Here is a 26,229-nt window from a genome sequence, read left to right on the forward strand (position 1 = left end):
GGGGTGAAGGAATGGAAATCGCACCAACACAAGCCATTCAGGTAAAAGGGGTATCTGTCAACGGAATGAGTTCATTCAAGCGGGGCAGCGCTTCATTCTCCCAGCATCTGCTTGGAAGTTTAAATAGTTCAATTCAGCAAAAGACCATAAATGTTAATGACATATCTCCGGCGCTTGAACTATTAAATCGTTTGCTCAGTGCGCAAGGTTTGGTGGATTTGGGACTCACTGATGAACAAATTGAAGCCTTCGGGAATTTGGTCGAACTGGACATTGAAGACATCGCCGGTGTAATGAATATTGACTTAGAAGAAATCATAAAGCTGCAAGACAGTCTGCAGGCAGGCTTACCCGCCAGCTTAAAGAAAGAAGAGAGCGAAATAGAAATGTCCCTGGAATCAATAGTGGACTTATTACATTTTGTACAACTCTCCATCAATAAAAACAAAGGGGATTTGGTAAATCCTCAAGCAGCAAATCAGCTCGTGAAGATGGCTAAAGCACTTGTGTTCATTGCAGCTCAAAAAGACCTTCCGATGGGGGAAGCTCAAAGAGTGTCTGAGATGAACGAATTATTGAAACAGCTTCAGCAAAAAACAGAAACGGTACTTCAGGTCAGCGCTGCCTTGAAGCAAGGGAACAAGGAAGAAATCATAAGGGCTGCATACATTCGGCATTCATCTATGGAAATGACGGAAGCTGTTAAACCCGAGCAGAACAAACTTATGCTTTCCGTGCAGGGGAATAACCTTCATACCCTTGTTCACAAGTCTGAATCATTCACTATGAACATGGGCCAGACAAAGGGTGCACTGCAATATGAACAATTCGTCAAGGAACTTCAAACAATATTGAGCAGATCCAATTTCCAGACACAGCCTAATATGAATAAGCTGTTAATTAAATTATATCCTGAACAACTTGGCTCCCTGAGAATCGAAATTCTACAAACCAATGGAATCATGACAGCCAGGATTCTTGCTACAACATCGGCCGCAAAGGAAATGCTTGATTCGCAGCTTCAAGGTTTGAAGCATGCATTTACATCCCAGAATCTGCAGGTTGATAAGATTGAAGTTTCACAGGCACTCGCCGATCCCGAACGTCAGTCAAAAGGCCAGTCACATCAGCAGAACGGGCAGTCAAAGCAAGCACCCGAAGATACTCATAAGGATAATGAGGAACAGGAAGCAGCAGGCTTTAAAGAATATCTCGTGAGCAGCGAAGTATAGGTGATGAAAATGACAAAAATAGATCCGAATTTACTTTATTCATCCTTGCAGACGAAGAAACGTGAAGGCGGGAATGATATTTTAGGGAAAGATGATTTCCTGAAAATCTTGATGACACAGCTTCAAAATCAGGATCCAATGAACCCGATGCAGGATAAGGATTTCATTGCTCAAATGGCAACTTTTTCGTCCTTGGAGCAAATGACGAATCTCACTAATACGATGGAAAAATTCGTAGAGAACAAAAATCAATCCCAATTGATTTCTTATAATCAATTTGTTGGAAAACAGGTTACCTGGCATAAGATCAGCAATGCGGATACAGATGAAGCACCTGAAATCACAGAAGGTCAGGGAATCGTGAAAGGCATACGTTTTAAAGAGAATAATGTTGAATTCGTCATGGAAGACGGTACGATCCTCACGCCGGGTAACATCTCACAAGTGAATGATGTGACTGCCTCCGATGTATCTTTGGTAAATGCGTCAATGTTGATTGGGAAAAAAGTGACTTGGGAAGATGAAGAAGGAGAGAAGACCGGCACCGTTCAATCTGTTTCCTCCAAAGACTCTCATATTTGGGTCCATACGGATGGCGGCGAAAGAATCAAGAGCGGAAGCCTGACTAAAATCGAATCTTAACAAGGAGGGGGCGTATGGATAAAGCTTTCTTGCATCGCATTCCACCTAAGCCATTACCAACAACCATAATGCCGAGAACTGCCCAATCCGATCTCAGAGGGAATACTGCTTTTTCAGCCGAACTGGATAAAGTGCTCACCCGTTCCCCGGGTCTTCAGATCAGTAAACATGCCAAGAGCAGAATGGAACAAAGAGGTATTTCCATCACACCGCCACAATGGGAAAAGATTGCGGAAAAAGTGAATGAAGCTAAATCCAAGGGAGTCCATGATTCGCTGGTGCTTTTAAAAGATGCTGCCTTGATCGTCAGTGCGAAAAATGAAACAGTCATAACAGCATTGGACAGGCAGGAAGCAAACTCGCAGATTTTCACTAATATTAATGGAACTATATTAATGGATTCATAGGCTGGACCTTTAAAAGGAAGCCTGACAGCTGTGGAATGATTGAAGCAGCTCACTAAGAAAGGGGTAAAAAGAATGCTACGTTCAATGTATTCAGGTATAAGCGGGATGAAGAACTTTCAAACAAAACTAGATGTCATTGGGAACAATATCGCGAATGTGAACACTTATGGTTACAAGAAGGGACGCGTAACGTTTCAAGACCTTATGAACCAGACGGTATCCGGAGCCAGCAGGGCAACTGACAACCGCGGCGGCCAAAATGCGATGCAAGTCGGTTTAGGTTCCACGTTGGGTTCGATTGACAGTATCCAGACTCAAGGAAGCCTGCAAACAACAGGAAGGTCACTTGATGTAGCAGTTTCCGGGGACGGCTTCTTCATGGTCAGACAAGGGAATAACGCACTTTATACAAGAGCCGGAAACTTCTACTTGGATTCGAACGGAAGTCTTGTGACAGGCGGGGGAGCCCTGGTACAGGGATATCCGGTTGATGCCGATGGAGTGGTCAACCGTTCAGGTGTAGCGGATATTAAAATTGATACTGACACAACGATGGCACCGCAGGCTACAACTAAAGCTGCATACAATGGGAATTTAAAAGCGACTGCTGCAGCCGGGACCGAAGTGGAAATCGAAACTAAGGTGAAGGATTCCCAGGGGAACGACATCAGTTTGAACATTACTTTGACAAAAGAGGCTGGTAATAACTCATGGACCGCAGATATTTCGAGCCTGACCAATGGAGTGACTGTTGCTGGAGGGGGGAATCTATCATTCAGTTTCGATGCAGATGGGAAACTGACGACTGCCATGCCGCATAATCTTTCTCTCACTAATTCTAACGGGGCGAATGACTTGGATATCAAGATGGATTTTTCCAACATCACTCAATTCGACAGTTCCTCATCCGCAAATACGGATACCGTGAACGGTAACTCGGAAGGGTACCTCGAGAGTTTTAATATCGGATCTTCAGGGGAAGTGAACGGCGTCTTTTCAAATGGCGAAGTAAGAGTGCTCAGTCAGCTGGCATTGGCGACATTTTCAAATCCAGGCGGTTTGACAAAGGCAGGGAATAATTTATTCCAGGAATCAAACAACTCAGGACTTCCAAATATGGGAACGGCAGGAGATGGAAGGGGATCTCTTCAATCCGGTTCCCTCGAAATGTCAAATGTCGACCTATCGGAAGAATTCACTGAAATGATCACGGCCCAAAGAGGGTTCCAGGCGAATACCAGAATCATCACCACCTCGGATGAAATCTTGCAGGAACTGGTTAACTTGAAGCGATAATTCGTCAGTAAGGGAGGAAGGGGGCTGGCTCTTGCTATAAGATACCTTTATATCCAGCGGGAGTCAGTTCCACATAATATGATTACGTTAACTAGATTGAATGGTAAACCCTTTACTCTCAACGCCTTTTATATTGAGACTGTTGAGGCATTCCCGGATACAACGATCCAATTGACCAACGGCCGGAAATATGTGGTGAAAGAGTCGGTAGATGAGGTTGCCGGATATACTCTTGCTTTTTTCCGCACTGTCAACCTTCTTGATCCGGCGTTCAAAGGAGGCGGCACAGATGAAAAATAAATTCTTGACCATCATGTTGATCCTTCTGGTGACAATCACGTTGGCGGGTGTGATTGCCCTGGTTGTCATTTTGAAATTTTCAGGTGATGAAGAAACAAAGGAACCATCGATTGAAGAGGTTATCGAAGCATCAGTCGATATCCCTGAAATAACAACAAATCTATTAAGCAATGATTTTATACGTATTTCTTTCAAAGTTCAAACCGACAGCAAAAAAGCAAAGGAAGAGTTGGAGAAAAGAGATTTTCAAGTGAATAACATCATTATAGAAGAACTTTCTGAAATGAAAGCAGATGAACTTCAAGGGAAGAAGGGCAAAGAAATAATTGAGGCCAAGGTCAAGGAAAAGGTGAATGCCCTGATGCAAGAAGGAATGGTCGAAAAAGTGTACATCACCTCTATGATGATTCAATGATAATGGAAAAATGCATGGGCTGGGGGTGAAGAAATGGCAGATGTTTTGTCACAAAGTGAAATAGATGCCTTGTTATCTGCATTGAACACTGGCGAAATGAGTGCAGACGATTTTAAGAAAGAAGAAGAAGAAAGAAAAGTAAAAGTTTATGATTTTAAAAGGGCTTTACGCTTCTCAAAAGATCAGATAAGAAGTTTGACCCGTATTCATGAGAACTTTGCGCGGATTTTGACCACTTATTTTTCCGCACAGCTTCGTACATACGTACAAATCAACGTTGCATCTGCAGATCAGATTCCTTATGAAGAATTCATTCGTTCGGTACCGAAAATGACCATCTTGAATGTATATGAACTTCCCCCCTTGGACGGAAGGATCCTGATGGAAATCAATCCGAATATCGCTTATTCGATGATGGACCGGGTGATGGGCGGTAAAGGGGTCAGTGTCAATAAAGTGGAGAACTTGACGGAAATAGAGACAACGATCATGTCACAGCTTTTTGAGCGGGCTTTCGAAAATTTAAGTGAAGCATGGAGTACAGTGGCAGACGTTGATCCGGTATTTGCGGAGTTTGAGGTCAATCCCCAATTTCTCCAGATGGTTTCCCCGAATGAAACCGTCGTGGTCATTTCTTTGAATACTACGATTGGAGAAACAAGCGGGATGATAAATATTTGTATCCCTCATGTAGTACTTGAACCCATCCTTCCGAAACTGTCGGGGAGTTACTGGATGGAAACCAAGAAGAAGGACATCAAGCCGGAAGAAACGGCAAACCTTGAAAAAAGAATTAAAACCGCAAACGTCCCGGTTGTAGCAGAGCTGGGAATTTCAGAAATTTCCATAGAGGATTTTCTGATGCTTGACAGCGGGGATGTCATTCAACTAAATGCCAAAATCGATGATCCGCTCACCATTAAGATCGGGGAGATCCCGAAATTCACAGGTCAGCCTGGTAAATCGAATAATAAACTTGCAATCCAAATTTTAGAAACATTGAAAGGGGGAGACGACGATGATGAGTGATGATATGTTGTCACAAGATGAAATCGATGCGCTCCTTAGGGGTTCTGCAGAACCTGAAGAACAGGATCCGGTCGAAATCAACATAAATGATTATATCAGTACCATGGAACAAGATGCTCTAGGGGAAGTTGGGAATATTTCTTTTGGCAGTTCTGCAACAGCATTATCCACATTGCTTAATCAAAAGGTTGAAATCACAACTCCCCAAGTGTCCATTGTGAATAAAAATTCATTGGAGGAAGAATTCCCTCATCCATACGTTGCAATAGAAGTTCAGTATACAGAAGGGTTTTCCGGGGCAAATCTGCTGGTGATTAAACAGTCCGATGCTTCAATCATCGCTGATTTGATGCTTGGCGGTGACGGGCAGAATCCTTCAGGGGAACTTGGCGAAATTCAGCTCAGTGCGGTTCAGGAAGCGATGAATCAAATGATGGGTTCCGCAGCTACGTCCATGTCGACGGTTTTCAGTAAGAAGGTCGATATCTCACCTCCTTCCATTGATTTAATGTATATACCGCAGGGGGAAGGACAGGAAAATATCCCGGACCAGGATCTGCTGGTAAAGGTTTCTTTTTCACTGAAGATCGGAAATCTCATCGATTCAAGCATCATGCAGCTTCTTCCGTTAAGCTTTGCGAGAAGCCTTGTCGATGAGCTGATGAATGGAAGCGGGGAAGAACCGGTTGTGGAAACAGATATCCCTGCAGAAGATATTCAGCAAGCTCTGCCTGAAAAGCATATGGGTAAGCAAGCACCTGCAAAAGAGGCACCTAGTGCAACTGCTGACATACATGCCCAGACCGGGGAGCAGCAATCACCGCCACAGCATTACCGAGGCTATGGATATTCCGGACAGCAGCAGGTGAATGTACAGCCTGCCACTTTCTCTGAGTTTCAGCCTGGCGGGTTGGGCCAGCAGGAATCGAAAAATCTTGATATGCTCCTTGACATCCCGTTACAAGTGACAGTGGAACTAGGCAGGACGAATCGTTCCGTAAAGGACATATTGGAAATGTCTTCGGGTTCGATCATTGAACTCGATAAATTAGCAGGCGAACCAGTTGATATCCTGGTGAACAGCAGACTGATAGCAAAAGGTGAAGTGGTTGTAATCGATGAGAATTTTGGTGTCCGCATCTCGGATATCGTAAGCCCTAGTGACCGTTTGAACAAACTCAGGTAATTATAAATTAGAGCAAGTACCATAGATCATATAAGCAGTTAAAATAAATATTTGATAATTGGAGGATGACGTCGATGGCAAATAAGATTTTGATAGTAGATGATGCAGCTTTTATGCGGATGATGATTAAAGATATTCTAACGAAAAATGGATTCGAGGTAGTGGGTGAAGCTGCCGATGGAGCCCAGGCAGTAGAGAAGTACAAAGAAGTACAGCCTGACTTGGTCACAATGGATATCACCATGCCTGAAAAAGATGGCATCGCAGCATTGAAGGATATCAAAGCGATGGATCCCGGGGCCAAGATCATTATGTGTTCAGCAATGGGCCAGCAGGCGATGGTCATCGATGCAATCCAGGCAGGCGCAAAGGATTTCATTGTCAAACCGTTTCAGGCCGACCGTGTAATCGAGGCGATACAGAAAGCTTTAAGTTAACTGTTTTTAAGAAGGTGTATGTATTGAAGAAGCTTCAACTAGTAATGAGTGTTTTATGTATTCTCTTCCTGGCATGTACCGGTGTGTCACCGGCACATGCCAACATGAAGTCAGTGGATGATTGGTATGAAAACCCTGAAAGCGGCGAAAACGGAAACAAAGATGTGAAACCTTCCGATAAGGGAGAGATTTCGGAAACTCAAACAGCGGGCGTCACTTTCTTTGATTATGTGAAAATGATCTTTGCATTGATATTTGTAGTAGCACTTATCTATTTCCTGTTAAAATTCATTAATCAAAAAGGAAGATCGTTTCAACAGACAAAGATGATCAACCATTTAGGGGGGGCCCCCCTTGGGGGAAACCGCTCCGTACAGATTGTCAAAGTAGGGAACCAAGTGCTGGTATTAGGGGTTGGAGAAGATATCCAGCTGTTAAAAGAGGTACATGATGAAAAGGAAAAAGAAGAGATTCTGGCTTATTATCACAATGGGACCGAGCAGATGCGAGATGCAAAGACAGTCGTTTCGAATCTGCTGACGAAGGTTAAAGGCGGTACGGGAAATTCTGTACAAGGCTCCTTTCAGTCACATTTCAAAAAGCAGCTGGACGAAATGAGTAAAGGGAGAAAAAGGATGCTTAAAGATTTGAAGGACAAGGAGAACCGCTCAGATGAATGAATTTATGGAATTTTTCAATGGAAGCCCAGCGGACTCCGTTTCCACCAGTGTAAAGCTTCTGCTGTTATTTACAGTCCTGTCACTGGCTCCTAGCATCCTTATTCTAATGACGTCTTTTACCCGTATCATGATCGTCCTCTCCTTTGTAAGGACTTCACTGGCAACCCAGCAAATGCCGCCGAATCAGGTGTTGGTAGGGCTCTCCTTATTCCTGACCTTCTTTATCATGGCTCCGACGTTCCAAGAGGTTAATGATAATGCTTTGACACCTCTTTTTAATGAAGAAATCAATCTGGAGGAAGCGTATGAGAATGCTGCTGTCCCTTTTAAAGAATTCATGAGTAAACATACAAGACAGAAGGATCTGGAGCTCTTCTTAAGCTACTCCGGTGCTGAAAGACCCGAATCAATCGCAGATATACCGATGACCTCTCTAGTACCGGCATTTGCGTTGAGCGAAATCAAGACAGCCTTTCAAATCGGCTTTATGATTTTTATTCCGTTTCTTGTCATAGATATGGTGGTGGCCAGCGTCTTAATGTCAATGGGGATGATGATGCTTCCACCGGTAATGATCTCGCTTCCGTTCAAAATTTTACTATTTGTACTGGTAGATGGCTGGTACTTGGTCGTTAAATCTCTTTTAGAAAGTTTTTAAGTAGGTGATTTTATGAATGCCGAATCTGTTATTGCGTTAGCCGAACGCGGGGTTTATATAACTCTGATCGTATCCGGTCCATTGCTGCTGCTTGCACTTGTAGTTGGATTGATTGTAAGTATCTTTCAGGCAACCACTCAAATTCAGGAGCAGACGCTTGCGTTTATTCCGAAAATCGTCGCGGTGCTGATCGGGATCGTGTTTTTCGGGCCGTGGATGCTGACGAAAATAGTCACCTATTCATCCCAGATCTTTTCTGACTTAACAAGGTTTGTAGGGTAATAGAATGTCAGAGCTTGTACCTGTATTATCGGTATTCTTACTCGTTTTTGTTAGGGTTTCAGCTTTTTTTGTCACAATGCCTTTATTTTCATACCGCAATATCCCTGCCCAGCATCGCCTTGCCTTTTCGCTTGTGCTTTCGTGGGTGATGTATTATACGGTCGAATCAAAAGCATTTGAGATCAACGGGCAATACATCCTTCTGGTGATGAAAGAAGCAATGGTGGGTCTGTTAATAGGGTTTGTTGCTTATATGATTGTTTCCGCCATCCAGATAGCCGGGGGGTTCATTGATTTTCAGATGGGGTTTGCCATTGCGAATGTCATCGATCCCCAGACGGGTGCACAAAGTCCGTTAATGGGGCAGTATCTGTACACTTTTTCATTACTTTTACTCTTAGCACTGAATGGCCATCATTTAATTCTTGACGGCATCTTTTACAGCTATCAGCTAATACCGGTCGACAGCCCCTGGATCCCTTTTGGAGATGAAAATTTGATTGACTATATTATAAAGACCTTTAATTCGATGTTCATCATCGCTTTTCAAATGTCGATTCCGGTTGTAGCGACTCTCTTCCTTGTGGATGTAGCTTTGGGGATTGTTGCAAGGACCGTTCCTCAGCTGAATGTATTCGTTGTAGGATTCCCCATTAAAATAGCAGTCTCATTTATTGTTCTATTTATCGTAATGGGCGTCATGTTTGCCGTCATGCAGCAGCTATTTGAAATGATGTTCATAACAATGCGGGATTTAATGAAGTTAATTGGGGGCGCGTAAGGTGCGGCGGTTATCATTAGATTTACAATTCTTCAGTGGTGAAAAAACAGAAAAAGCCACTCCTAAAAAAAGGGAGGACGCCAAAAAAAAAGGCCAGACTGCTAAAAGTCAGGATGTCAACACAGCGATCATCCTGTTGGCGGTATTTTTATTCTTCACCTTCGGATCCTCATATATCGGCAACATTGTGTTTGATTTATTCCGTCAATCCTTTCAGGAATATATGCTGATGGAGGTGACAGAAAATACTGTCCAGGTCATCACGATGGACCTTATGAAGGAACTTGCGCTTCTACTGGGACCGATTATGCTCGTTGCGATGGTGGCAGGCATTGCGGCCAACTATATACAGGTGGGTGTCATGTTCACCACCAAGCCACTGGAACCGAAATTGGAAAAGATAGACCCGATAAAAGGTTTCAAGCGCATTTTTTCACTCAGGGCCATCGTGGAACTGCTGAAGTCGATTCTGAAAATTTCATTCATTGGAGCCATTACCTTTGTAGTTCTCTGGACGAATATAGAAGAAGTACTGAGTTTATCATTCAAATCTGTCGGGGATTCCTTGATTGTCATGTCAAAATTGGCCGTGCAGATGGGAATAGCTGCTTCACTTGCTCTACTGTTTCTGTCTGTATTTGATTATCTTTATCAAAAATTCGATTTTGAAAAAAATATCCGGATGTCAAAACAAGATCTGAAGGATGAACATAAAAACATCGAGGGTGACCCTTTGATTAAATCCAAAATAAAGCAAAGGCAGCGGGAAATGGCCATGCGCCGGATGATGCAGGAAGTCCCGGAGGCAGATGTGGTGATAACGAATCCGACCCACTTTGCCATTGCCCTGAAGTATGATGAAACGAAAAGAGATGCTCCCTATGTTGTTGCTAAGGGAGTGGATTACCTGGCACAGAAAATAAAATATATCGCCAAAGAAAATGATGTAGTGATGGTGGAGAACCGTCCGCTGGCGAGATCATTGTATGATGCAGCAGAGGTCGGGGATACCGTACCGGAAGAGTTCTTTAAAGCTGTGGCTGAAATTCTCGCGTATGTGTATCGAATTCAAAACAAACTGTAGGAAAGTTAGGAGAGTTATAGTATGTCAGCAAGAGATTTATCCGTATTAGCCAGTGTCATATTGATTGTAGCCATGCTTATCATCCCATTCCCTTCCTGGATGTTGAGTGTGCTTATTATTGTAAATATTTCACTTGCTCTTTTAGTACTCCTAACCTCGATGAATATGAATGAACCGCTCCAATTTTCCATTTTTCCATCGTTACTGCTATTGCTTACGCTATTTCGCTTAGGTCTAAATGTTTCCACAACGAGGTCGATTCTCAGTAAGGGAGAAGCAGGGGGCGTTGTGGAAACATTTGGAACATTTGTAGTTGGAGGAAATGTATTAGTCGGTCTCGTCGTTTTCGTGATCTTGATTGTCATTCAATTCATTGTCATTACCAAAGGATCGGAGCGTGTATCCGAAGTAGCTGCAAGGTTTACGCTTGATGCCATGCCAGGTAAACAAATGAGCATCGATGCCGACCTGAATGCTGGAATGATTTCCGAACAAGATGCCAGGCACCGGAGGGATAAGATCAGCAGGGAAGCAGATTTTTATGGGGCGATGGATGGTGCTTCAAAGTTCGTAAAGGGTGATGCTATTGCAGGAATCGTGATTGTCATGATCAACTTAATTTTCGGGATCATCATCGGGATGACACAGCAGGGACTGCCGATCGGGGAGGCGGCCACCCGCTATTCACTCCTTACGGTCGGGGATGGGATCGTCAGCCAGATTCCGGCATTATTGATTTCAACTGCTACAGGGATTGTGGTGACAAGGGCCGCATCAGAAGGGAATCTCGGCCAGGATATCATGAACCAGCTTTTGGCTTATCCGTTTATGCTGTATGTAGCAGCGTTCACCATTTTCATGCTTGGTGTGGCAACTCCGATAAACGATCTATTGACCATCCCCATTGCGGCAGCGATGGCAATCGGAGGATTTATGCTTTCACGTACCCCTGTCGAAAGTGAAGCCGAAACGGCTGCAATGGACGAAGAAATAGAGACGGAAGAGATGAAGAGCCCAGAAAGCGTAGTCAATCTCCTTAATGTAGATCCGATAGAGTTTGAGTTCGGCTACGGGTTGATCCCGCTTGCCGATACCAACCAGGGAGGCGATCTGCTTGATCGGATCGTCATGATCAGGAGACAGCTTGCAATTGAGCTTGGGTTAGTGATTCCGGTCGTAAGGATCAGGGATAATATCCAGCTTCAGCCCAATGAATACCGGTTGAAAATCAAAGGCAATGAAATGGCACGGGGAGAACTACTGCTTGATCATTACTTAGCCATGAGTCCCGGTGTCGAGGATGATTCAATTGAAGGGATCGACACCGTTGAACCTTCATTTGGCCTTCCAGCCAAATGGATTTCAGAGGATATGAAGGAGCAGGCGGAAATATTCGGTTACACAGTGGTGGATCCACCATCCGTGGTTTCAACTCATATTACAGAAGTGATTAAGACGAATGCCCATGAACTCCTTGGCAGACAAGAGACGAAACAATTAATCGATCATCTTCAGGAATCTTATCCGATTCTGGTTGAAGAGGTCACCCCGAACCCGTTATCAGTGGGAGAAGTGCAAAAAGTGCTGGCCAAACTGTTAAAAGAAAATGTGTCAGTCCGAAATCTTCCAGTCATTTTTGAAACCCTTGCTGATTTTTCTAAAATGAGCTCGGACACGGACCTGCTTGCTGAATACGTAAGACAGGCACTTGCCCGTCAAATCACGAATCATTTTGTTCAGGAGAATGGGAATCTTAAAGTGGTCACAATGTCCGGCAAGGCAGAAAAGCTGATTGCAGATTCCATTCAGCAGACAGAACACGGGAATTATTTATCGATGGATCCAACTGATTCACAGCGTCTGCTCGAAACCATCGCAAGCCAGATCGAACAATTATCTTTAATGGAAGAATCACCGATCATCCTGTGTTCACCTGCTGTCAGAATGTACGTACGGCAATTGACAGAACGTTATTTCCCGCAAGTGCCTATTCTCTCATATAACGAATTGGAAGCGAATGTAGAAGTACAAAGTGTTGGGGTGGTGAATGTAGATTGAAAGTAGTGAAATATGTAGCACCCAGTATGAGTGAAGCTATGAAAAAGGTCAGGAGCGAGCTGGGGGAAGATGCAGTCATCTTAAACTCAAAGGTGACACATACTGGAGGCATACTGGGGCTGTTCAAGAAAAAGATGGTCGAGGTCGTTGCTGCAGTCGATCCTATGGTCGAAGCTGAAAAAGCAGAAATGAAAAAACTTCGTCATCAGCACAAAATATCGAAATCAGCTCCCGACAAATCAGTTAAAGAAAAAACGTCAATTCCTGAAGACTATGTTCAGCAAGAGTTGAAGGAATTAAAAAATATGATTGCTGCTTTTACGACTGCAAAACAATTCGAGCAGTATGATGAAAGAATCCGGAGAATACTGACTCATTTACAAGAGCAGGGCCTTAAAGAGGCACTGCTCGTTAAAGCAGGAAGCTATCTTGATGACAAATTAAAGCTTGCTAAAGACACAACAAACAATGTCGAAAATGATTTGCTTGTATGGGCAAAACAGTTTATAAAAAACGAAATCATTGATATTCAAATGTCGGGAATAAGCTATAAGAAAAAATATATCAATGTTATCGGGCCGACCGGTGTGGGGAAGACGACCACTCTCGCGAAAATGGCTGCAGAGGCAGTGATTGACAAAAGAATGAAGATAGGATTCATTACGACGGATACATACAGGATCGCGGCCATTGAGCAATTAAAGACATATGCGGGACTCCTGAATGTGCCGGTGGAAGTAGTTTATAAAATTGAAGACTATAAAAAAGCCATCGATAAATTCACTGATTTCGACCATGTATTCATAGATACCGCAGGAAGAAATTTCAGGGAAAAGAAATATGTAGAAGATATGCGAAAAATCATAGACTTCGAGCGGGACATGGAAACATTCCTGGTGTTATCCCTCACAAGCAAGGAAACGGACATGAAAGAAATCATCGCCCAATTTTCTTCCATAGATATATGCCGTTATATTTTTACGAAATTGGACGAAACATCAAGTTATGGTTCGATGATGAATGTCATAAAGGAGACACAGAGGGGAATTGCTTATATAACAACAGGCCAGGATGTGCCTGAAGATATCAGTGAAGTAAATGCCGAGGAAATCGGAAGACTGCTTCTGAAAGGATTCAGTTATGAAAGATCAAGCATATCATCTTAGGCAAAAGATGCTTCTGAATTCACATCCCCATGCGAAGACGATTGGGATTGTCAGCGGTAAAGGGGGAGTAGGGAAATCAAACATATCAACCAACCTGTCGATATTACTAGGGAAGGCACATAAGAAGACCTTATTGTTCGATATGGATATCGGGATGGGGAACATCCATATCCTCCTGGGCAGTCATAACCGTTCATCAATCATGGATTTTATCAGGAATAAAGACCTGGATATCAATGATGTCATATGTGAAAATGTTCATGGAATTTCCTATATTAGCGGAGGGAATGGCCTTGATAGTGTAGTAGAGTGGAAGGAAGAGCAGCAAGAACGCTTTTTTGAAGCGATGGATCAATTGGTTCTAAAGTATGATTGTATCGTTTTTGATATGGGAGCGGGAGCAACCAAAGGAACACTGGATTTCCTAATGACGATGGAGCAGATTATGGTCGTCACCACCCCTGAGCCGACTTCGATAACCGATGCATATTCCATGATGAAATATATCCACTTGAGGGATGAAAGAAAAGAATTCTACCTTGTGTGTAACAGGGCAGAGAGTAAGCAGGAAGGATTGCTCACCCTTTCAAGGCTCCAGGAAACAGCCAGGAAGTTTTTGAAAAAGGAAATAATCCCATTGGGGGTTTTGCCAGAAGATCCCGCAGTAAGAAAAGCGGTCAGCGTTCAGGTTCCCTTGATTAAAAGCTTTCCGCGTTCGCAAATTTCAATGGGCTTGGATTCTCTTGCAAATCGTTTTCTCAATGAATCTGACAAATTTGAATTTCAAAACGAAAAACCTTCGTTCTTGAAAAATATAAAGAGTTTATTTTTCAGGAGGTAAAGAGATGAAGAAAAAAGTGCTGGTGGTCGATGATTCTGCATTTATGAGAAAGTTGATCAGTGATTTCATATCTGCTTCAGAAGAAATGGAAGTAGTGGGGATTGCCCGCAACGGAGAGGACGCGCTGGTGAAGATAAAAAAACTTTCACCCGATGTCATCACCCTGGACGTTGAAATGCCGAAAATGAACGGCATAGAGGCATTAAAGAAAATAATGTCCGAATGTCCCGTTCCGGTTGTCATGCTTTCTTCCACTACCAAAGAAGGGGCAGAGGAAACCATTAAAGCGGTCCAGTATGGTGCGGTGGATTTTATTGCAAAACCTTCAGGTACGATTTCACTGGACCTGCATAAGATTCAGGAGGAAATCGTACGCAAGGTGTATTCAGCAAGTCTAGTGCCGATTTCCAAGCTGCTTGGGAATCCTTTTTCAAGCAGCAATTATCCGGAAAAAAGGAATCGTCATAAAGAAATGGCAAATCCCGCTTTAAAATGTGAAGCTGCTCCACAAATGAATGACAAACAAAACCCTGCGCTTATCCTGATCGGCACCTCAACGGGGGGACCAAGGGCTCTGCAGCATGTGCTGACAAACCTGCCATCCACCCTGGATGCACCTGTCGCGATCGTACAGCACATGCCTCCCGGATTTACGAAATCCCTGGCTGACCGCTTGAACTCGCTGGCCCGTATAACGGTAAAAGAAGCAGAACATGGGGAGTATCTCGAGAAGGGTACGGCCTATATTGCCCCGGGTGGATTTCATATGAGGATAATGAACGATGAATCAAACCTGATGGTCCATTTAACCAAGGAAGAACCTTTGAGAAACGGGCACCGTCCATCGGTTGATGTCTTATTTGAATCAGCAGGAAATCTCGGCGGCTGTAATACAGTTGCGGTAGTGATGACGGGAATGGGATCTGACGGTACAGAAGGCCTGAGGAAGTTGAAAGAGAACGGAAACGTTACAGCGATTGCAGAATCACATGAAACTTGCATCGTTTACGGAATGCCTAAATCTGTAATAGCTGCAAAGCTTGCAGACGAAGTCGTCAATGTAGAAGGAATTGGTCACTCGATAATGAAGTACATGAGGTAGAGAGGTGTAGAACATATGGAAATGAGCCAATATTTAGAAGTCTTTATTGAAGAAAGTAAAGAAAATCTGCAGTCATGCAATGAACAATTGCTTAAATTGGAAAAGAATCCTGAAAATCTATCAATCGTAAATGAAATTTTTCGTGCAGCCCACACCTTGAAAGGTATGTCTGCAACGATGGGATATGAAGATCTCGCAAACCTCACTCATAAAATGGAGAATGTCCTCGACGGGATCAGAAACGAGAAAATATATGTTTCTCCTGAGGTGCTGGATGTGGTCTTTAAATCGGTGGATGATCTTGAAGCGATGGTCCTTTCCATCTCAAACGGAGGAGATGGGAAACGAGATGTAACGGAAGTGGTTGCTTTACTGAATGCCATTGAAAAAGGTGAAGGAATTCCTGCCATCCAAGCGGCTGCTCAATCAGAGACAGCTTCAGCCGTTGCACAAGAAAAAGCTCCGATTGAATATGAAGCCTACGAACAGACCGTAATCGAACAGTCATATGAACAGGGAATGCAATGTTTTGAACTTTCCGTATCATTGAGGGAAGACTGCCTCCTTAAAGCAGCAAGAGTTTATATGGTCTTTGAAGTGTTGGAGAAAAGCGGGGAAATCATTAAATCAGAACCGTCAGTGGATAAGCTTGAAGAAGAGCAATTTGATCAATCTTTTACCGTTACGCTTATTACGAATGAAGATGCGGCAAGCCTGGAGAAAAAGGTAATGAAAGTTTCAGAAGTGGAAAAAGTTGCCCTTTCGGAAGTAACGCCTGCTGCTCTTAAGGGAAGTAATTCATTACATACAGATGAAGCAAAGACTACGAGAAAAGAAGAAGGGGATGCACTCGAGAAAGAGAAGTCCCCAAAAGAATTGCAGCCTTCCGCTGCTTCTCCAAAATCCGGTCCGGCAAATAAAACAATAAGAGTGAATATCGAGCGTTTGGATATCTTGATGAATTTATTTGAAGAACTCGTCATTGACCGGGGAAGACTGGAACAGATTTCCCAAGACCTCGGAAATCCTGAATTGAATGAAACGGTTGAAAGGATGACTCGTATTTCCGGGGATTTACAAAATATCATCTTGAATATGAGGATGGTTCCTGTTGAAACAGTATTCAATCGGTTCCCTAGAATGGTACGCCAGCTGGCAAGGGATTTAAATAAAAAAATCAATATTGACATTATCGGAGCTGAAACCGAACTTGACCGTACTGTTATTGATGAAATAGGAGATCCGCTGGTCCACCTGATCCGTAATGCAATCGATCATGGAATCGAGAAGCCGGATATCCGCTTGAAGAATGGAAAACCGGAAGAAGGTACAGTAAAGCTCAAAGCTTATCACAGTGGAAATCATGTATTCATTGAATTGGAAGATGACGGTGCCGGCATCAATAAACATCGGGTCCTTGAGAAAGCGGTTCAAAAGGGAATCGTCAGTGAAGAAACCGCAGATACACTCACTGATCGTCAAATTTATGAATTGATTTTAGCTTCCGGGTTTTCCACTGCAGAACAAATTTCCGATATATCCGGAAGGGGAGTCGGCCTGGATGTAGTCAAAGCGACGATAGAATCCCTGGGCGGATCAATTACCATAGATTCTACTGAAGGAAATGGGTCATTGTTTTCCATACAACTGCCGCTTACCCTCTCTATCATTTCGGTTATGCTGGTTGAGATCGAGAAGGAGAAATACGCGATTCCTTTATCATCCATTATTGAAACAGCCATCGTGAAAAAAGAGGAAATCATGAATGCCCATAATCAAAAAGTGATCGACTTCCGCGGTAAAGTAGTACCGCTTATCTTCCTTGAGGATATTTTTGAAGTGCCAAAAGAAAAAATGGAAGAGGAAGACTATTATTCGACTGTGATCGTTCGCAAAGGGGAAAAGATGGCGGGACTTGTAGTAGATTCCTTTGTCGGACAGCAGGAGATTGTGCTGAAATCACTGGGCAATTATTTAACCGATGTATTTGCCATTTCCGGCGCGACCATTCTCGGAGACGGACAAGTGGCATTGATTGTTGATTGCAATGCATTAATTAAATAGGGAACAGGGGGCAGTCAAAAATGAATGAGACGACTACAATAACAGAAGATCTTAAACTTATCGTATTTCAATTGGTCGATAAGGAATATGCCATTCCTGTCAATCAAGTGCGGTCAATCGAAAAGCTCGAACATATAACGAGGGTTCCCAAGACTCCCGCATATGTAAAGGGAGTCATAAATTTACGCGGAGTCGTCACCCCTATCATCGACTTGCGATCCAAGTTCGGGCTGAGCGCATCGATAACGACCGAGAGCACCAGGGTCATCATCGCTGGGTCTGAGGACAAAGAAGTAGGTTTGATTGTAGATGCAGCCAATGATGTACTGGATGTTTCAAAGGAAGCGGTAGAACCGCCCCCTGAAGTAGTAGGGGTGGTGGAAGCAGAATACATCGGCGGAGTAGTAAAAAAAGACAGAAGGCTGCTTATTTTACTTCACCTCGATAAAATCCTTGAAGCATTGTAGGAGGATTCCATGGGATATGAACGTACTGTAAACTCATTTCATCTCGATTTACTAAAAGAGATAGGCAATATCGGAGCCGGACATGCAGCCACAGCATTATCGGTATTACTGGATAAACAGATTGATATGAAAGTCCCCAGTGTTAAAATCGTTTCTTTTGATGAAATGATGGAAATGGCCGGCGGTGCCGACAATGTGGTGGTAAGCATCTTTCTGAGGATAGAAGGCGACGCTCCGGGCAGCATGTTTTTTATTCTCTCCCTCGATCAGGCAGAAGCTTTTATACAATCCATGCTCCGCGATGATCAATTTTCTTTTGAAGACAGAAACCCTTCCGAACTGGGCCTGTCGGCCATGCAGGAATTGGGAAATATACTTTCCGGATCTTATCTTTCTTCACTGGCGGACTTTACACAGCTGAACCTGCAGCCTTCTGTACCATCTTTGACAATGGATATGGCAGGGGCAGTCATTAGTTTCGGCTTGATCGAAATCTCTCAGGTGAGTGATTATGCAATTGTAATCGATACTGCCATAAAAGAGGTGGGAGCGGGATCTGAAAGTGTGAACGGTCATTTCTTCCTGCTTCCCGATCCCGATTCACTTCATGTCATATTTCAATCGCTTGGAGTAAAAGGATGACACTGATAGAAACTGTCGTAAAAGTAGGCATCGCTGATTTGAATACTGTAAGGCGCATCGGTTCGATACGAACTACGGGATTGGGTTCTTGTGTAGGGGTCGTTTTATATGACGATACCGTACGGATTGCCGGCATGGTGCATGTCATGCTCCCAAGTTCCACGATTGCCAAAGAGAAGCCGCTGAACTCAGCTAAATATGCAGATTCAGGCGTGGAGGAATTGATTCGCAGACTGAAGGGGATGGGGGCTGCCATCCACCGGCTGAAGTGTAAAATGGCCGGAGGAGCCCAGATGTTTCAGCTCTCATCAAAGAGCGACTTGATGAGAATTGGTCCCCGGAATGTAGAAGCTGTGAGAGAAATACTTGAGAAAAACAACATACCCGTCATCGGGGAGGATGTAGGAGGAAGCAAAGGGAGGACAATTGAATTCTTTGTTTCGGATTTCACCCTGCAGGTAAGGACCGTGAATGAGGGAATTAAACTATTGTAGGTCAAAAATTTATGGAGGAGGAGTCTTATGTCTCAGCAGCCCGCTCGAACCGAGGAACAACACTATTGGGATAAATGGATATCAAACCGTGATACAGAGGCGGGTGATTTGTTGGTGAAGAAATATATGCCACTTGTGTCCTACCATGTCGCGCGGATTTCAGTCGGTCTGCCTAAAAACGTCTCGAGAGAAGATATTAAAAGTCTCGGGTTGATGGGATTACTCGACGCCCTTCAAAAATTCGATCCTTCCAGGGATTTGAAATTTGATACATATGCTTCATTCCGGGTAAGGGGAGCAATCCTCGATGGTTTACGGAAAGAAGATTGGCTCCCCCGATCGACACGGGATAAAGCCAAAAGAATCGAATCGAAAATCCTTGAACTTGAACAAAGGCATCTCAGACATGTAAGTGCAGAAGAAGTAGCAAGGGAATTGGAAATGTCAGCAGAGGATGTCTATCAGACAACCAATGAACATTTTTTTGCCAATGTATTATCCATGGATGACCAGCTGAAAGATGAAGAGCATGAGACCCAGAGTTATTCATTGAAGGATCATAAAACACTCTCCCCCGAAGAGGAAATCTTAAAAGGGGAGAGTTTGACAGAGCTGGAACTGACCATTGGAAAACTATCAGAAAAAGAACAACTTGTGTTAAGTTTATTTTATAAAGAGGAATTGACGCTGACAGAGATCGGTGAAATCATGAAACTTTCGACGTCCAGGATTTCACAAATACATTCAAAAGCCATTTTTAAATTGCGAAACCTTCTTGACTCCTGACTGTCTGAAAGGAGTAATAACAGAGTAGATTTGTGAGACTGAAAGGCTGTTCCTGTCTTCTTATGAAAAAGGACAGTCTTTTTTATGCCAAAATTAAGAAAAGGTGATATCATGTCCACTTTTTTGTTGTTTGTATCGTTTCTCCTCAATATCATTTGTCTCCTTGCCATCGTCATTCTCTATACAAGGCAGAACAGGTATGTTGATTTGGAAAGGCGCCAGGGGAAAATGATTGAAGAGATGGAAGAAACGATATCAGCATACCTCATAGAAATGAAAGAAGAGAATGATGCTTTTATTGAAAGTTTCCATAAACGGGAAGGCAGCAGTGCTGCAAGAGGTACAGACCCTGAGGGACATACCGGAGCTCATTCTGCTGATGAAAAACCCTTTTCACCCGCCAATAAACGCCTTAATGCTGCAAAAGCGTATAAGAATAATTCTTCAGGCGAAGTGTCGGATCCCGGGGAAGGCTGGTCCCCGCCGCTTCCTGACTCATTTGGAACAGACGAAGAAGGAACCCTTACAGCGCAGGTATTAAAGTTTTACGAAAAGGGACAGTCGGTTGAAGATATAGCAAAAAAACTCGGAAAAGGAAAAACCGAGATTGAACTTCTTATTAAATTTAATCAAAAGTCGTAATAAATCCTTGATTGGGCAAAAGAGGTATGCTATAGTATTCATGGTGTGACTACACACGTTTCTCGATTGAGTGGATGGTGCTATTCAGCAGGATAGTTTCTGCTCCAAGATGACGGAAACGGAGGAGAAAAATTAAAACCATTAGGAGGAAACACACATGTCAGTAATTTCTATGAAACAATTACTAGAAGCTGGTGTACATTTCGGACATCAGACTCGCCGTTGGAACCCGAAAATGAAGAGATACATCTTCACAGAGCGTAACGGCATCTACATCATCGACCTTCAAAAGACAGTTAAGAAGGTAGAAGAAGCTTATAACTTCGTAAAAGAATTAGCTGGTAACGGCGGTAAAGTTCTTTTCGTTGGAACTAAGAAGCAAGCACAGGAATCTGTTAAAGACGAAGCAGAACGTGCAGGCATGTACTACATCAACCAACGCTGGTTGGGTGGAACACTTACTAACTTTGAAACAATTCAAAAGCGTATTGCACGTCTTAAAGAAATCGAAAAGATGGAAGAAGACGGAACATTTGAAGTGCTTCCAAAGAAAGAAGTAGTTCAACTTAAGAAAGAACACGAACGCTTGGTTAAATTCCTAGGCGGAATCAAAGATATGAATACACTGCCTGATGCACTATTCATCATCGACCCTCGTAAAGAGCGTATTGCTGTAGCAGAAGCTCGTAAATTGAACATCCCAATCGTGGGTATTGTTGATACTAACTGTGACCCGGATGAAATCGATGTTGTCATCCCTGCGAATGACGATGCGATCCGTGCAGTTAAGCTTCTTACGGGTAAAATGGCAGATGCTATTTTAGAAGCTAAGCAAGGTGAAGAAGCAGCTGTAGCAGCTGAGTAATCATTAGAAGGTGATAAGAGGGACTTACCCTTATCACCTTTTTTTAAAGAGTATGCCCCTTCGATATTCGTTAATCAACGGGATATCGGTTCACGACAGAAGTCTTGAAGGCAGTGGAATGAACATGCGTCCTATCGCTAATACTGACTACTGACGAACAAGATGTTTACTGTCTACATAGTTAAACTAAGGAGGAAACCCACTATGGCAATTACTGCACAAATGGTTAAAGAACTTCGTGAAAAAACCGGCGCTGGTATGATGGATTGTAAAAAAGCGTTAACTGAAACTGACGGAGATATGGACAAAGCAATTGATTTCCTTCGTGAAAAAGGAATCGCGAAAGCAGCTAAAAAAGCTGACCGCATCGCTGCAGAAGGTACTACTTTCATTACAAGTGAAGGCAACACTGCAATCATCCTTGAAGTGAATGCTGAAACCGACTTCGTTGCAAAGAACGAAAACTTCCAAAAATTAGTAAGTGAACTTGCGGAGCATTTACTATCTGAAAAACCTGCATCTGTAGAAGAAGCTATGGATCAAAAGATGAAAAATGGTTCTACAGTTACTGAATTCATCAACACAGCAATTGCAAAAATCGGTGAAAAAATCACTTTGCGCCGTTTTGAAATCCGCACAAAAGGCGATAATGCAGCTTTTGGTGAGTACCTGCACATGGGAGGCCGCATCGGCGTTCTTTCTGTAGTTGAAGGTACAACTGATGCAGATGTAGCGAAAGACGTAGCTATGCACGCAGCTGCTTTAAATCCTAAATATGTTTCTCGTGATCAAGTATCTGCTGAAGAAGTAGAGCGTGAGCGTGAAGTTCTTAAGCAGCAGGCACTTAACGAAGGCAAGCCTGAAAATATCGTTGAGAAAATGGTGGAAGGCCGCCTTGGGAAGTATTTTGAAGATATTTGTATCCTTGACCAGGCTTTCGTTAAGAATCCTGACCAAAAAGTACGCCAATATCTTGAGTCCAACAAAGCTACTTTAACAGACTTCATCCGTTACGAAGTTGGTGAAGGTCTTGAAAAGCGTCAAGACAACTTTGCTGAAGAAGTAATGAGCCAAGTTAAGAAGTAATCGGATTAAGGAAGTTATACATCTCTAAGTAGGGAACACCTGGCGTGTTCCCTATTTTTCAAGAAAAATTCTATTACATATGGAGGTTCCCATGAGCGTTCCTAAATACAAACGTGTCGTTCTTAAACTGAGTGGAGAGGCTCTTGCCGGTAATGACGGCTTTGGCATCAATCCATCAGTGATTAAAAACGTAGCAGAAGAAGTGAAAGAAATTGCCGAGCTGGGTGTGGAAGTTGCCGTTGTGGTTGGCGGGGGAAACATCTGGCGTGGTAAAATAGGTAGTGAAATGGGAATGGATCGTGCATCGGCAGACTATATGGGGATGCTTGCGACCGTCATGAATTCCCTTGCCCTTCAGGACAGCCTGGAGCAGATCGGAATCGAAACCAGAGTCCAGACTTCGATTGATATGCGTCAAGTTGCAGAACCTTATATCAGAAGGAGAGCCATACGTCATTTAGAGAAAAAACGGGTTGTCATCTTTGCAGCAGGTACGGGGAACCCTTACTTCTCAACTGATACAACAGCAGCTCTGCGTGCAGCTGAAATCGAAGCCGAAGTAATCCTTATGGCGAAAAATAATGTTGACGGTGTCTATTCCGCAGATCCTAAAAAGGATGAATCAGCAGTCAAGTATGAGGAACTTTCTTACTTGGATGTACTGAAGGAAGGACTTGCTGTTATGGATTCCACTGCATCATCCTTATGTATGGACAATGACATACCACTTATTGTATTTTCTATTATGGAAGACGGAAATATCAAAAGAGCCATTACAGGTGAAAATATTGGAACAATCGTTAGGGGGAAAGCATAATGCCGAATACAATCATTGCAAATGCAAAGGAAAGAATGACAAAAGCCATTCAAACATTTTCCCGGGAATTGGCGAGCATCCGTGCGGGAAGAGCCAATGCTTCGTTGCTTGATAAAATCACAGTTGATTATTACGGTGCTCCGACGCCCGTAAATCAATTGGCTGGTATCTCTATTCCAGAAGCAAGAATGCTTGTTATTCAACCGTATGATAAATCAGCGTTGGGCGATATCGAGAAGGCAATACTGAAGTCAGACTTGGGAATCACACCGACTAGTGATGGTAATATCCTTCGCATCGTGGTTCCTGCATTGACGGAAGAGCGCCGTAAAGAACTTGTCAAACTGGTTAAAAAAGAAGCAGAAGATGCAAAAGTAGCAATCCGTAACATCCGTCGCGATGCAAATGACGATTTGAAAAAGAAAGAGAAAAATGGGGATATCACGGAAGATGATCTTCGCGGATACTCTGACGATGTGCAAAAAGCTACAGACGAAAGCATTGCAAAAATCGATAACATTGCAAAAGAGAAAGAAAAAGAAATCTTAGAAGTCTGATCCGTTTATAAAATGAAGGGGCTGTCCAATAAGCGAACTCAAATTCCTTATCGGACAGCCCTTTTTAATACATAACATTTAAATGAATAAATTTCCAAACTAATTATCTCTGATTCCTGTACATTCCAGCTTTTGATTGGAGTGCAAGACGAAGACTCCTATAAGAAAAGAGGAAGGGCTTTGAAGAGAAGCGTGTGGCATAAGACGAATTGGCTTAGAAGGCGTTCTTTACCTTCTTGGCGGTTTGACTTATGACATGTGCCTCTAAGCCCTGCAGCTGGACAAAAAGAAAAGCGGAGGCGGCTTGCTCAGCCCTGACAAGCATAAGATGAATGGGCCGGAAAGGCGTTTTTTGCCTTTTTGGTCCATTCATCTTATGACCTCGAGGGGCTAGCCGCCGGAGCTGGACAGGAAACTGTTGCGAGAATGCCAGGAGGCTCACGGGTCACCCGAGGAAAGCGATGTCCTGCACGGAAATCAACAGCGGAGTTCAAGGGAAATTCTAAATATACTCAACAAGTAGATAATGATGCATAAAGGATTTTCTTGAAGATATCTTCTTTGTTTTTTGATATGATAGTATAGGTAAATATTTTTTGGATTGTTGGTGGAGGAAATCTTATGCTAAACAAGCTTAAACAATGGAAACGACAACAAAATAGTGAAGATGTTGATGAACGCTTCCAGGAACTGGTGAAGCATCCCATCCCGGGACATGTTGCCATCATCATGGACGGCAACGGCCGCTGGGCTCAGAAAAGAGCTCTACCAAGAGTTGCGGGTCACCACGAAGGGATGAAATGCGTACGCAGAATTACGAAACTGGCAAATGAGTTAGGGATAGAAGCTTTGACTTTATATGCATTTTCGACCGAAAACTGGAAACGTCCCAAGATGGAAGTAGAGTTTCTTATGAAACTTCCGGAAGAATTCCTGGGCACGTTCCTGCCTGAACTGGTTGAAGAAAATGTGCAGGTGAAGATGATGGGAAATAAAGAAGATATCCCTCCGCATACATTAAAAGCAGTAAGCAAGGCAATTGAAGCGACGAAGGACAATGATGGCCTTATTTTGAACTTCGCCTTGAATTATGGAAGCCGTGCAGAAATACTTGATTCGATTAGACATGTCTTAAATGACATTCAAAATGGCATACTAGATGAAAAACAATTGAATGAGGAAATTTTTTCAACTTATTTGATGACCAAAGAGTTGAAAGATCCTGATCTGCTGATCCGTACAAGCGGTGAGATTCGATTGAGTAATTTTATGCTTTGGCAGCTGGCATACACGGAATTTTGGTTTACTGAGTGTTTATGGCCGGATTTTGGTAAAGAACAGTTTACTGAAGCAATTGAAGCGTATCAAGGTCGTTCAAGAAGGTTCGGCGGTATAAAAAGTGAGGAATCATAATGAAACAAAGAATCATCACTGCAATCATTGCAGCAGCGGTATTTTTACCCATCATCCTTTATGGTAAATCTCCATTTATCATATTGATGTACCTGATTGCGTCAATAAGTCTCTATGAAGCACTGAAGATGAGAGGGTTTAAAATCTATTCCATACCGGGATTGATATCTCTGGGAATATTATGGGTATTCTTAATACCCGATCTATACATAGGGGTCATCAGCAATATCGGCTATTCGAAGATTGAGCTTTCTTTTTTCGCAGTCTTGATATTTCTGACTTTTACAGTCATTACAAAGAATCGATTTACTTTTGATGATGTGGCTTTTGCGTTACTGAGTGTTTTGTATGTCGGGATCGGATACTATTATTTCATGGAGATCCGACTTGAAGAGGGCGTTCAGTTTGTGTTTTATGCCCTGTTCATTATCTGGGCTACTGACTCAGGGGCTTACTTCATCGGTAAGGCGATCGGAAAGAAAAAGCTTTGGCCCCATATCAGTCCCAATAAAACGATCGAGGGATTCCTCGGCGGAGTGGTATGTGCCATCATCGTCGGGGTCATCATGACTTTCTTCAGTGACTTGGATATGTCGATACCAAAATTGATCGTGGTCACGGCCATACTATCAATTTTTGGTCAGATGGGGGATTTGGTAGAGTCAGCGTTGAAACGTCATTATAAAGTGAAGGATTCGGGTCACTTATTACCGGGACACGGAGGAATGCTGGACCGGTTTGACAGTCTATTATTTGTTTTACCCCTTCTTTATTTCCTTTTATAAAAAGATATGAAGGGC

30 protein-coding genes are annotated in these 26,229 nt (G+C 43.1%); all 30 read left to right on the forward strand.

The window, feature by feature from the left end; genetic code table 11:
* The first annotated feature begins 11 nt into the window (after nucleotides 1-11).
* The 30 genes from AS034_RS10385 (at nucleotide 12) to AS034_RS10530 (ending at nucleotide 26,214) form a co-directional block, all read left to right on the forward strand.
* A complete protein-coding gene (locus AS034_RS10385) occupies nucleotides 12-1,232 on the forward strand; it encodes a flagellar hook-length control protein FliK (RefSeq protein WP_058298414.1) in 1,221 nt (406 codons plus the stop codon).
* A 9-nt stretch (nucleotides 1,233-1,241) separates the two neighbouring features.
* Nucleotides 1,242-1,874, forward strand: coding sequence for a flagellar hook assembly protein FlgD (gene flgD, locus AS034_RS10390; RefSeq protein ID WP_058298415.1), 633 nt, complete (start codon nucleotides 1,242-1,244; stop codon nucleotides 1,872-1,874).
* A gap of 14 nt (nucleotides 1,875-1,888) precedes the next feature.
* Nucleotides 1,889-2,281 carry a TIGR02530 family flagellar biosynthesis protein gene (locus AS034_RS10395; protein WP_058298416.1) on the forward strand — a complete coding sequence of 131 codons (393 nt, stop codon included), beginning with the start codon at nucleotides 1,889-1,891 and terminating at the stop codon, nucleotides 2,279-2,281.
* A gap of 72 nt (nucleotides 2,282-2,353) precedes the next feature.
* Entirely contained in the window at nucleotides 2,354-3,577 is a 1,224-nt protein-coding gene (locus tag AS034_RS10400; protein WP_058298417.1) for a flagellar hook protein FlgE, read from the forward strand.
* 78 nt (nucleotides 3,578-3,655) lie between these two features.
* Entirely contained in the window at nucleotides 3,656-3,877 is a 222-nt protein-coding gene (locus tag AS034_RS10405) for a flagellar FlbD family protein (RefSeq protein WP_032088831.1), read from the forward strand.
* Complete coding sequence (gene fliL / locus AS034_RS10410; protein ID WP_032088830.1) at nucleotides 3,867-4,292, forward strand: flagellar basal body-associated protein FliL; 426 nt, start codon at nucleotides 3,867-3,869, stop codon at nucleotides 4,290-4,292. The genes AS034_RS10405 and fliL overlap by 11 nt, the downstream gene beginning before the upstream one ends.
* Nucleotides 4,293-4,325: 33 nt before the next feature.
* The gene (gene fliM, locus AS034_RS10415; protein WP_058298418.1) at nucleotides 4,326-5,321 is read left to right on the forward strand and encodes a flagellar motor switch protein FliM; all 996 of its coding nucleotides are present in this window, start codon (nucleotides 4,326-4,328) and stop codon (nucleotides 5,319-5,321) included.
* A complete protein-coding gene (gene fliY, locus AS034_RS10420; protein WP_058298419.1) occupies nucleotides 5,311-6,507 on the forward strand; it encodes a flagellar motor switch phosphatase FliY in 1,197 nt (398 codons plus the stop codon). The genes fliM and fliY overlap by 11 nt, the downstream gene beginning before the upstream one ends.
* A gap of 74 nt (nucleotides 6,508-6,581) precedes the next feature.
* On the forward strand, nucleotides 6,582-6,944 hold the full coding sequence (locus AS034_RS10425) for a response regulator (RefSeq protein WP_032088822.1): 363 nt from the start codon (nucleotides 6,582-6,584) through the stop codon (nucleotides 6,942-6,944).
* A 23-nt stretch (nucleotides 6,945-6,967) separates the two neighbouring features.
* Nucleotides 6,968-7,624, forward strand: a complete 657-nt coding sequence (locus AS034_RS10430) for a flagellar biosynthetic protein FliO (RefSeq protein ID WP_058298420.1) — start codon at nucleotides 6,968-6,970, stop codon at nucleotides 7,622-7,624.
* On the forward strand, nucleotides 7,617-8,282 hold the full coding sequence (gene fliP, locus AS034_RS10435; protein WP_058298421.1) for a flagellar type III secretion system pore protein FliP: 666 nt from the start codon (nucleotides 7,617-7,619) through the stop codon (nucleotides 8,280-8,282). The genes AS034_RS10430 and fliP overlap by 8 nt, the downstream gene beginning before the upstream one ends.
* A gap of 12 nt (nucleotides 8,283-8,294) precedes the next feature.
* Nucleotides 8,295-8,564, forward strand: a complete 270-nt coding sequence (fliQ, locus tag AS034_RS10440; RefSeq protein ID WP_032088820.1) for a flagellar biosynthesis protein FliQ — start codon at nucleotides 8,295-8,297, stop codon at nucleotides 8,562-8,564.
* Between the two features lie 4 nt (nucleotides 8,565-8,568).
* The gene (fliR, locus tag AS034_RS10445) at nucleotides 8,569-9,345 is read left to right on the forward strand and encodes a flagellar biosynthetic protein FliR (RefSeq protein WP_032088819.1); all 777 of its coding nucleotides are present in this window, start codon (nucleotides 8,569-8,571) and stop codon (nucleotides 9,343-9,345) included.
* Nucleotide 9,346: 1 nt separating this feature from the next.
* Nucleotides 9,347-10,429: a flagellar biosynthesis protein FlhB gene (flhB, locus tag AS034_RS10450; RefSeq protein ID WP_058298422.1), complete on the forward strand. Its 1,083-nt coding sequence runs from the start codon at nucleotides 9,347-9,349 to the stop codon at nucleotides 10,427-10,429.
* Nucleotides 10,430-10,450: 21 nt separating this feature from the next.
* Entirely contained in the window at nucleotides 10,451-12,487 is a 2,037-nt protein-coding gene (gene flhA, locus AS034_RS10455) for a flagellar biosynthesis protein FlhA (RefSeq protein WP_058298423.1), read from the forward strand.
* Between the two features lie 5 nt (nucleotides 12,488-12,492).
* The gene (flhF, locus tag AS034_RS10460) at nucleotides 12,493-13,653 is read left to right on the forward strand and encodes a flagellar biosynthesis GTPase FlhF (protein ID WP_336433369.1); all 1,161 of its coding nucleotides are present in this window, start codon (nucleotides 12,493-12,495) and stop codon (nucleotides 13,651-13,653) included.
* Nucleotides 13,628-14,494, forward strand: coding sequence for a MinD/ParA family protein (locus AS034_RS10465; protein WP_058298425.1), 867 nt, complete (start codon nucleotides 13,628-13,630; stop codon nucleotides 14,492-14,494). The genes flhF and AS034_RS10465 overlap by 26 nt, the downstream gene beginning before the upstream one ends.
* Nucleotides 14,495-14,498: 4 nt before the next feature.
* On the forward strand, nucleotides 14,499-15,596 hold the full coding sequence (locus AS034_RS10470; RefSeq protein WP_058298426.1) for a protein-glutamate methylesterase/protein-glutamine glutaminase: 1,098 nt from the start codon (nucleotides 14,499-14,501) through the stop codon (nucleotides 15,594-15,596).
* A 15-nt stretch (nucleotides 15,597-15,611) separates the two neighbouring features.
* Nucleotides 15,612-17,660: a chemotaxis protein CheA gene (locus AS034_RS10475; RefSeq protein WP_058298427.1), complete on the forward strand. Its 2,049-nt coding sequence runs from the start codon at nucleotides 15,612-15,614 to the stop codon at nucleotides 17,658-17,660.
* 20 nt (nucleotides 17,661-17,680) lie between these two features.
* Nucleotides 17,681-18,127, forward strand: coding sequence for a chemotaxis protein CheW (locus AS034_RS10480; RefSeq protein ID WP_032088812.1), 447 nt, complete (start codon nucleotides 17,681-17,683; stop codon nucleotides 18,125-18,127).
* 9 nt (nucleotides 18,128-18,136) lie between these two features.
* Entirely contained in the window at nucleotides 18,137-18,769 is a 633-nt protein-coding gene (locus tag AS034_RS10485; RefSeq protein ID WP_032088811.1) for a chemotaxis protein CheC, read from the forward strand.
* Complete coding sequence (locus AS034_RS10490; protein ID WP_032088810.1) at nucleotides 18,766-19,263, forward strand: chemotaxis protein CheD; 498 nt, start codon at nucleotides 18,766-18,768, stop codon at nucleotides 19,261-19,263. The genes AS034_RS10485 and AS034_RS10490 overlap by 4 nt, the downstream gene beginning before the upstream one ends.
* A 27-nt stretch (nucleotides 19,264-19,290) precedes the next feature.
* Nucleotides 19,291-20,049, forward strand: coding sequence for a FliA/WhiG family RNA polymerase sigma factor (locus AS034_RS10495; RefSeq protein WP_032088809.1), 759 nt, complete (start codon nucleotides 19,291-19,293; stop codon nucleotides 20,047-20,049).
* An 84-nt stretch (nucleotides 20,050-20,133) separates the two neighbouring features.
* Nucleotides 20,134-20,691 carry a DUF6115 domain-containing protein gene (locus AS034_RS10500; RefSeq protein ID WP_058298428.1) on the forward strand — a complete coding sequence of 186 codons (558 nt, stop codon included), beginning with the start codon at nucleotides 20,134-20,136 and terminating at the stop codon, nucleotides 20,689-20,691.
* Between the two features lie 157 nt (nucleotides 20,692-20,848).
* Nucleotides 20,849-21,556, forward strand: a complete 708-nt coding sequence (gene rpsB, locus AS034_RS10505) for a 30S ribosomal protein S2 (RefSeq protein WP_032088808.1) — start codon at nucleotides 20,849-20,851, stop codon at nucleotides 21,554-21,556.
* Nucleotides 21,557-21,760: 204 nt separating this feature from the next.
* Entirely contained in the window at nucleotides 21,761-22,642 is an 882-nt protein-coding gene (gene tsf, locus AS034_RS10510; protein WP_032088807.1) for a translation elongation factor Ts, read from the forward strand.
* Nucleotides 22,643-22,733: 91 nt separating this feature from the next.
* The gene (gene pyrH, locus AS034_RS10515) at nucleotides 22,734-23,459 is read left to right on the forward strand and encodes a UMP kinase (protein ID WP_032088806.1); all 726 of its coding nucleotides are present in this window, start codon (nucleotides 22,734-22,736) and stop codon (nucleotides 23,457-23,459) included.
* On the forward strand, nucleotides 23,459-24,016 hold the full coding sequence (frr, locus tag AS034_RS10520; RefSeq protein ID WP_032088805.1) for a ribosome recycling factor: 558 nt from the start codon (nucleotides 23,459-23,461) through the stop codon (nucleotides 24,014-24,016). The genes pyrH and frr overlap by 1 nt, the downstream gene beginning before the upstream one ends.
* A 621-nt stretch (nucleotides 24,017-24,637) precedes the next feature.
* Nucleotides 24,638-25,429 (forward strand): isoprenyl transferase, encoded by a 792-nt coding sequence (locus AS034_RS10525; RefSeq protein ID WP_032088804.1) that lies wholly within the window; start codon nucleotides 24,638-24,640, stop codon nucleotides 25,427-25,429.
* Nucleotides 25,429-26,214, forward strand: a complete 786-nt coding sequence (locus tag AS034_RS10530) for a phosphatidate cytidylyltransferase (protein ID WP_032088803.1) — start codon at nucleotides 25,429-25,431, stop codon at nucleotides 26,212-26,214. The genes AS034_RS10525 and AS034_RS10530 overlap by 1 nt, the downstream gene beginning before the upstream one ends.
* Nucleotides 26,215-26,229 lie beyond the last annotated feature (15 nt).

The sequence above is a fragment of the [Bacillus] enclensis genome (assembly GCF_001456935.1).
GTDB classification, from domain to species: Bacteria; Bacillota; Bacilli; order Bacillales; family Bacillaceae_B; genus Rossellomorea; species Rossellomorea enclensis.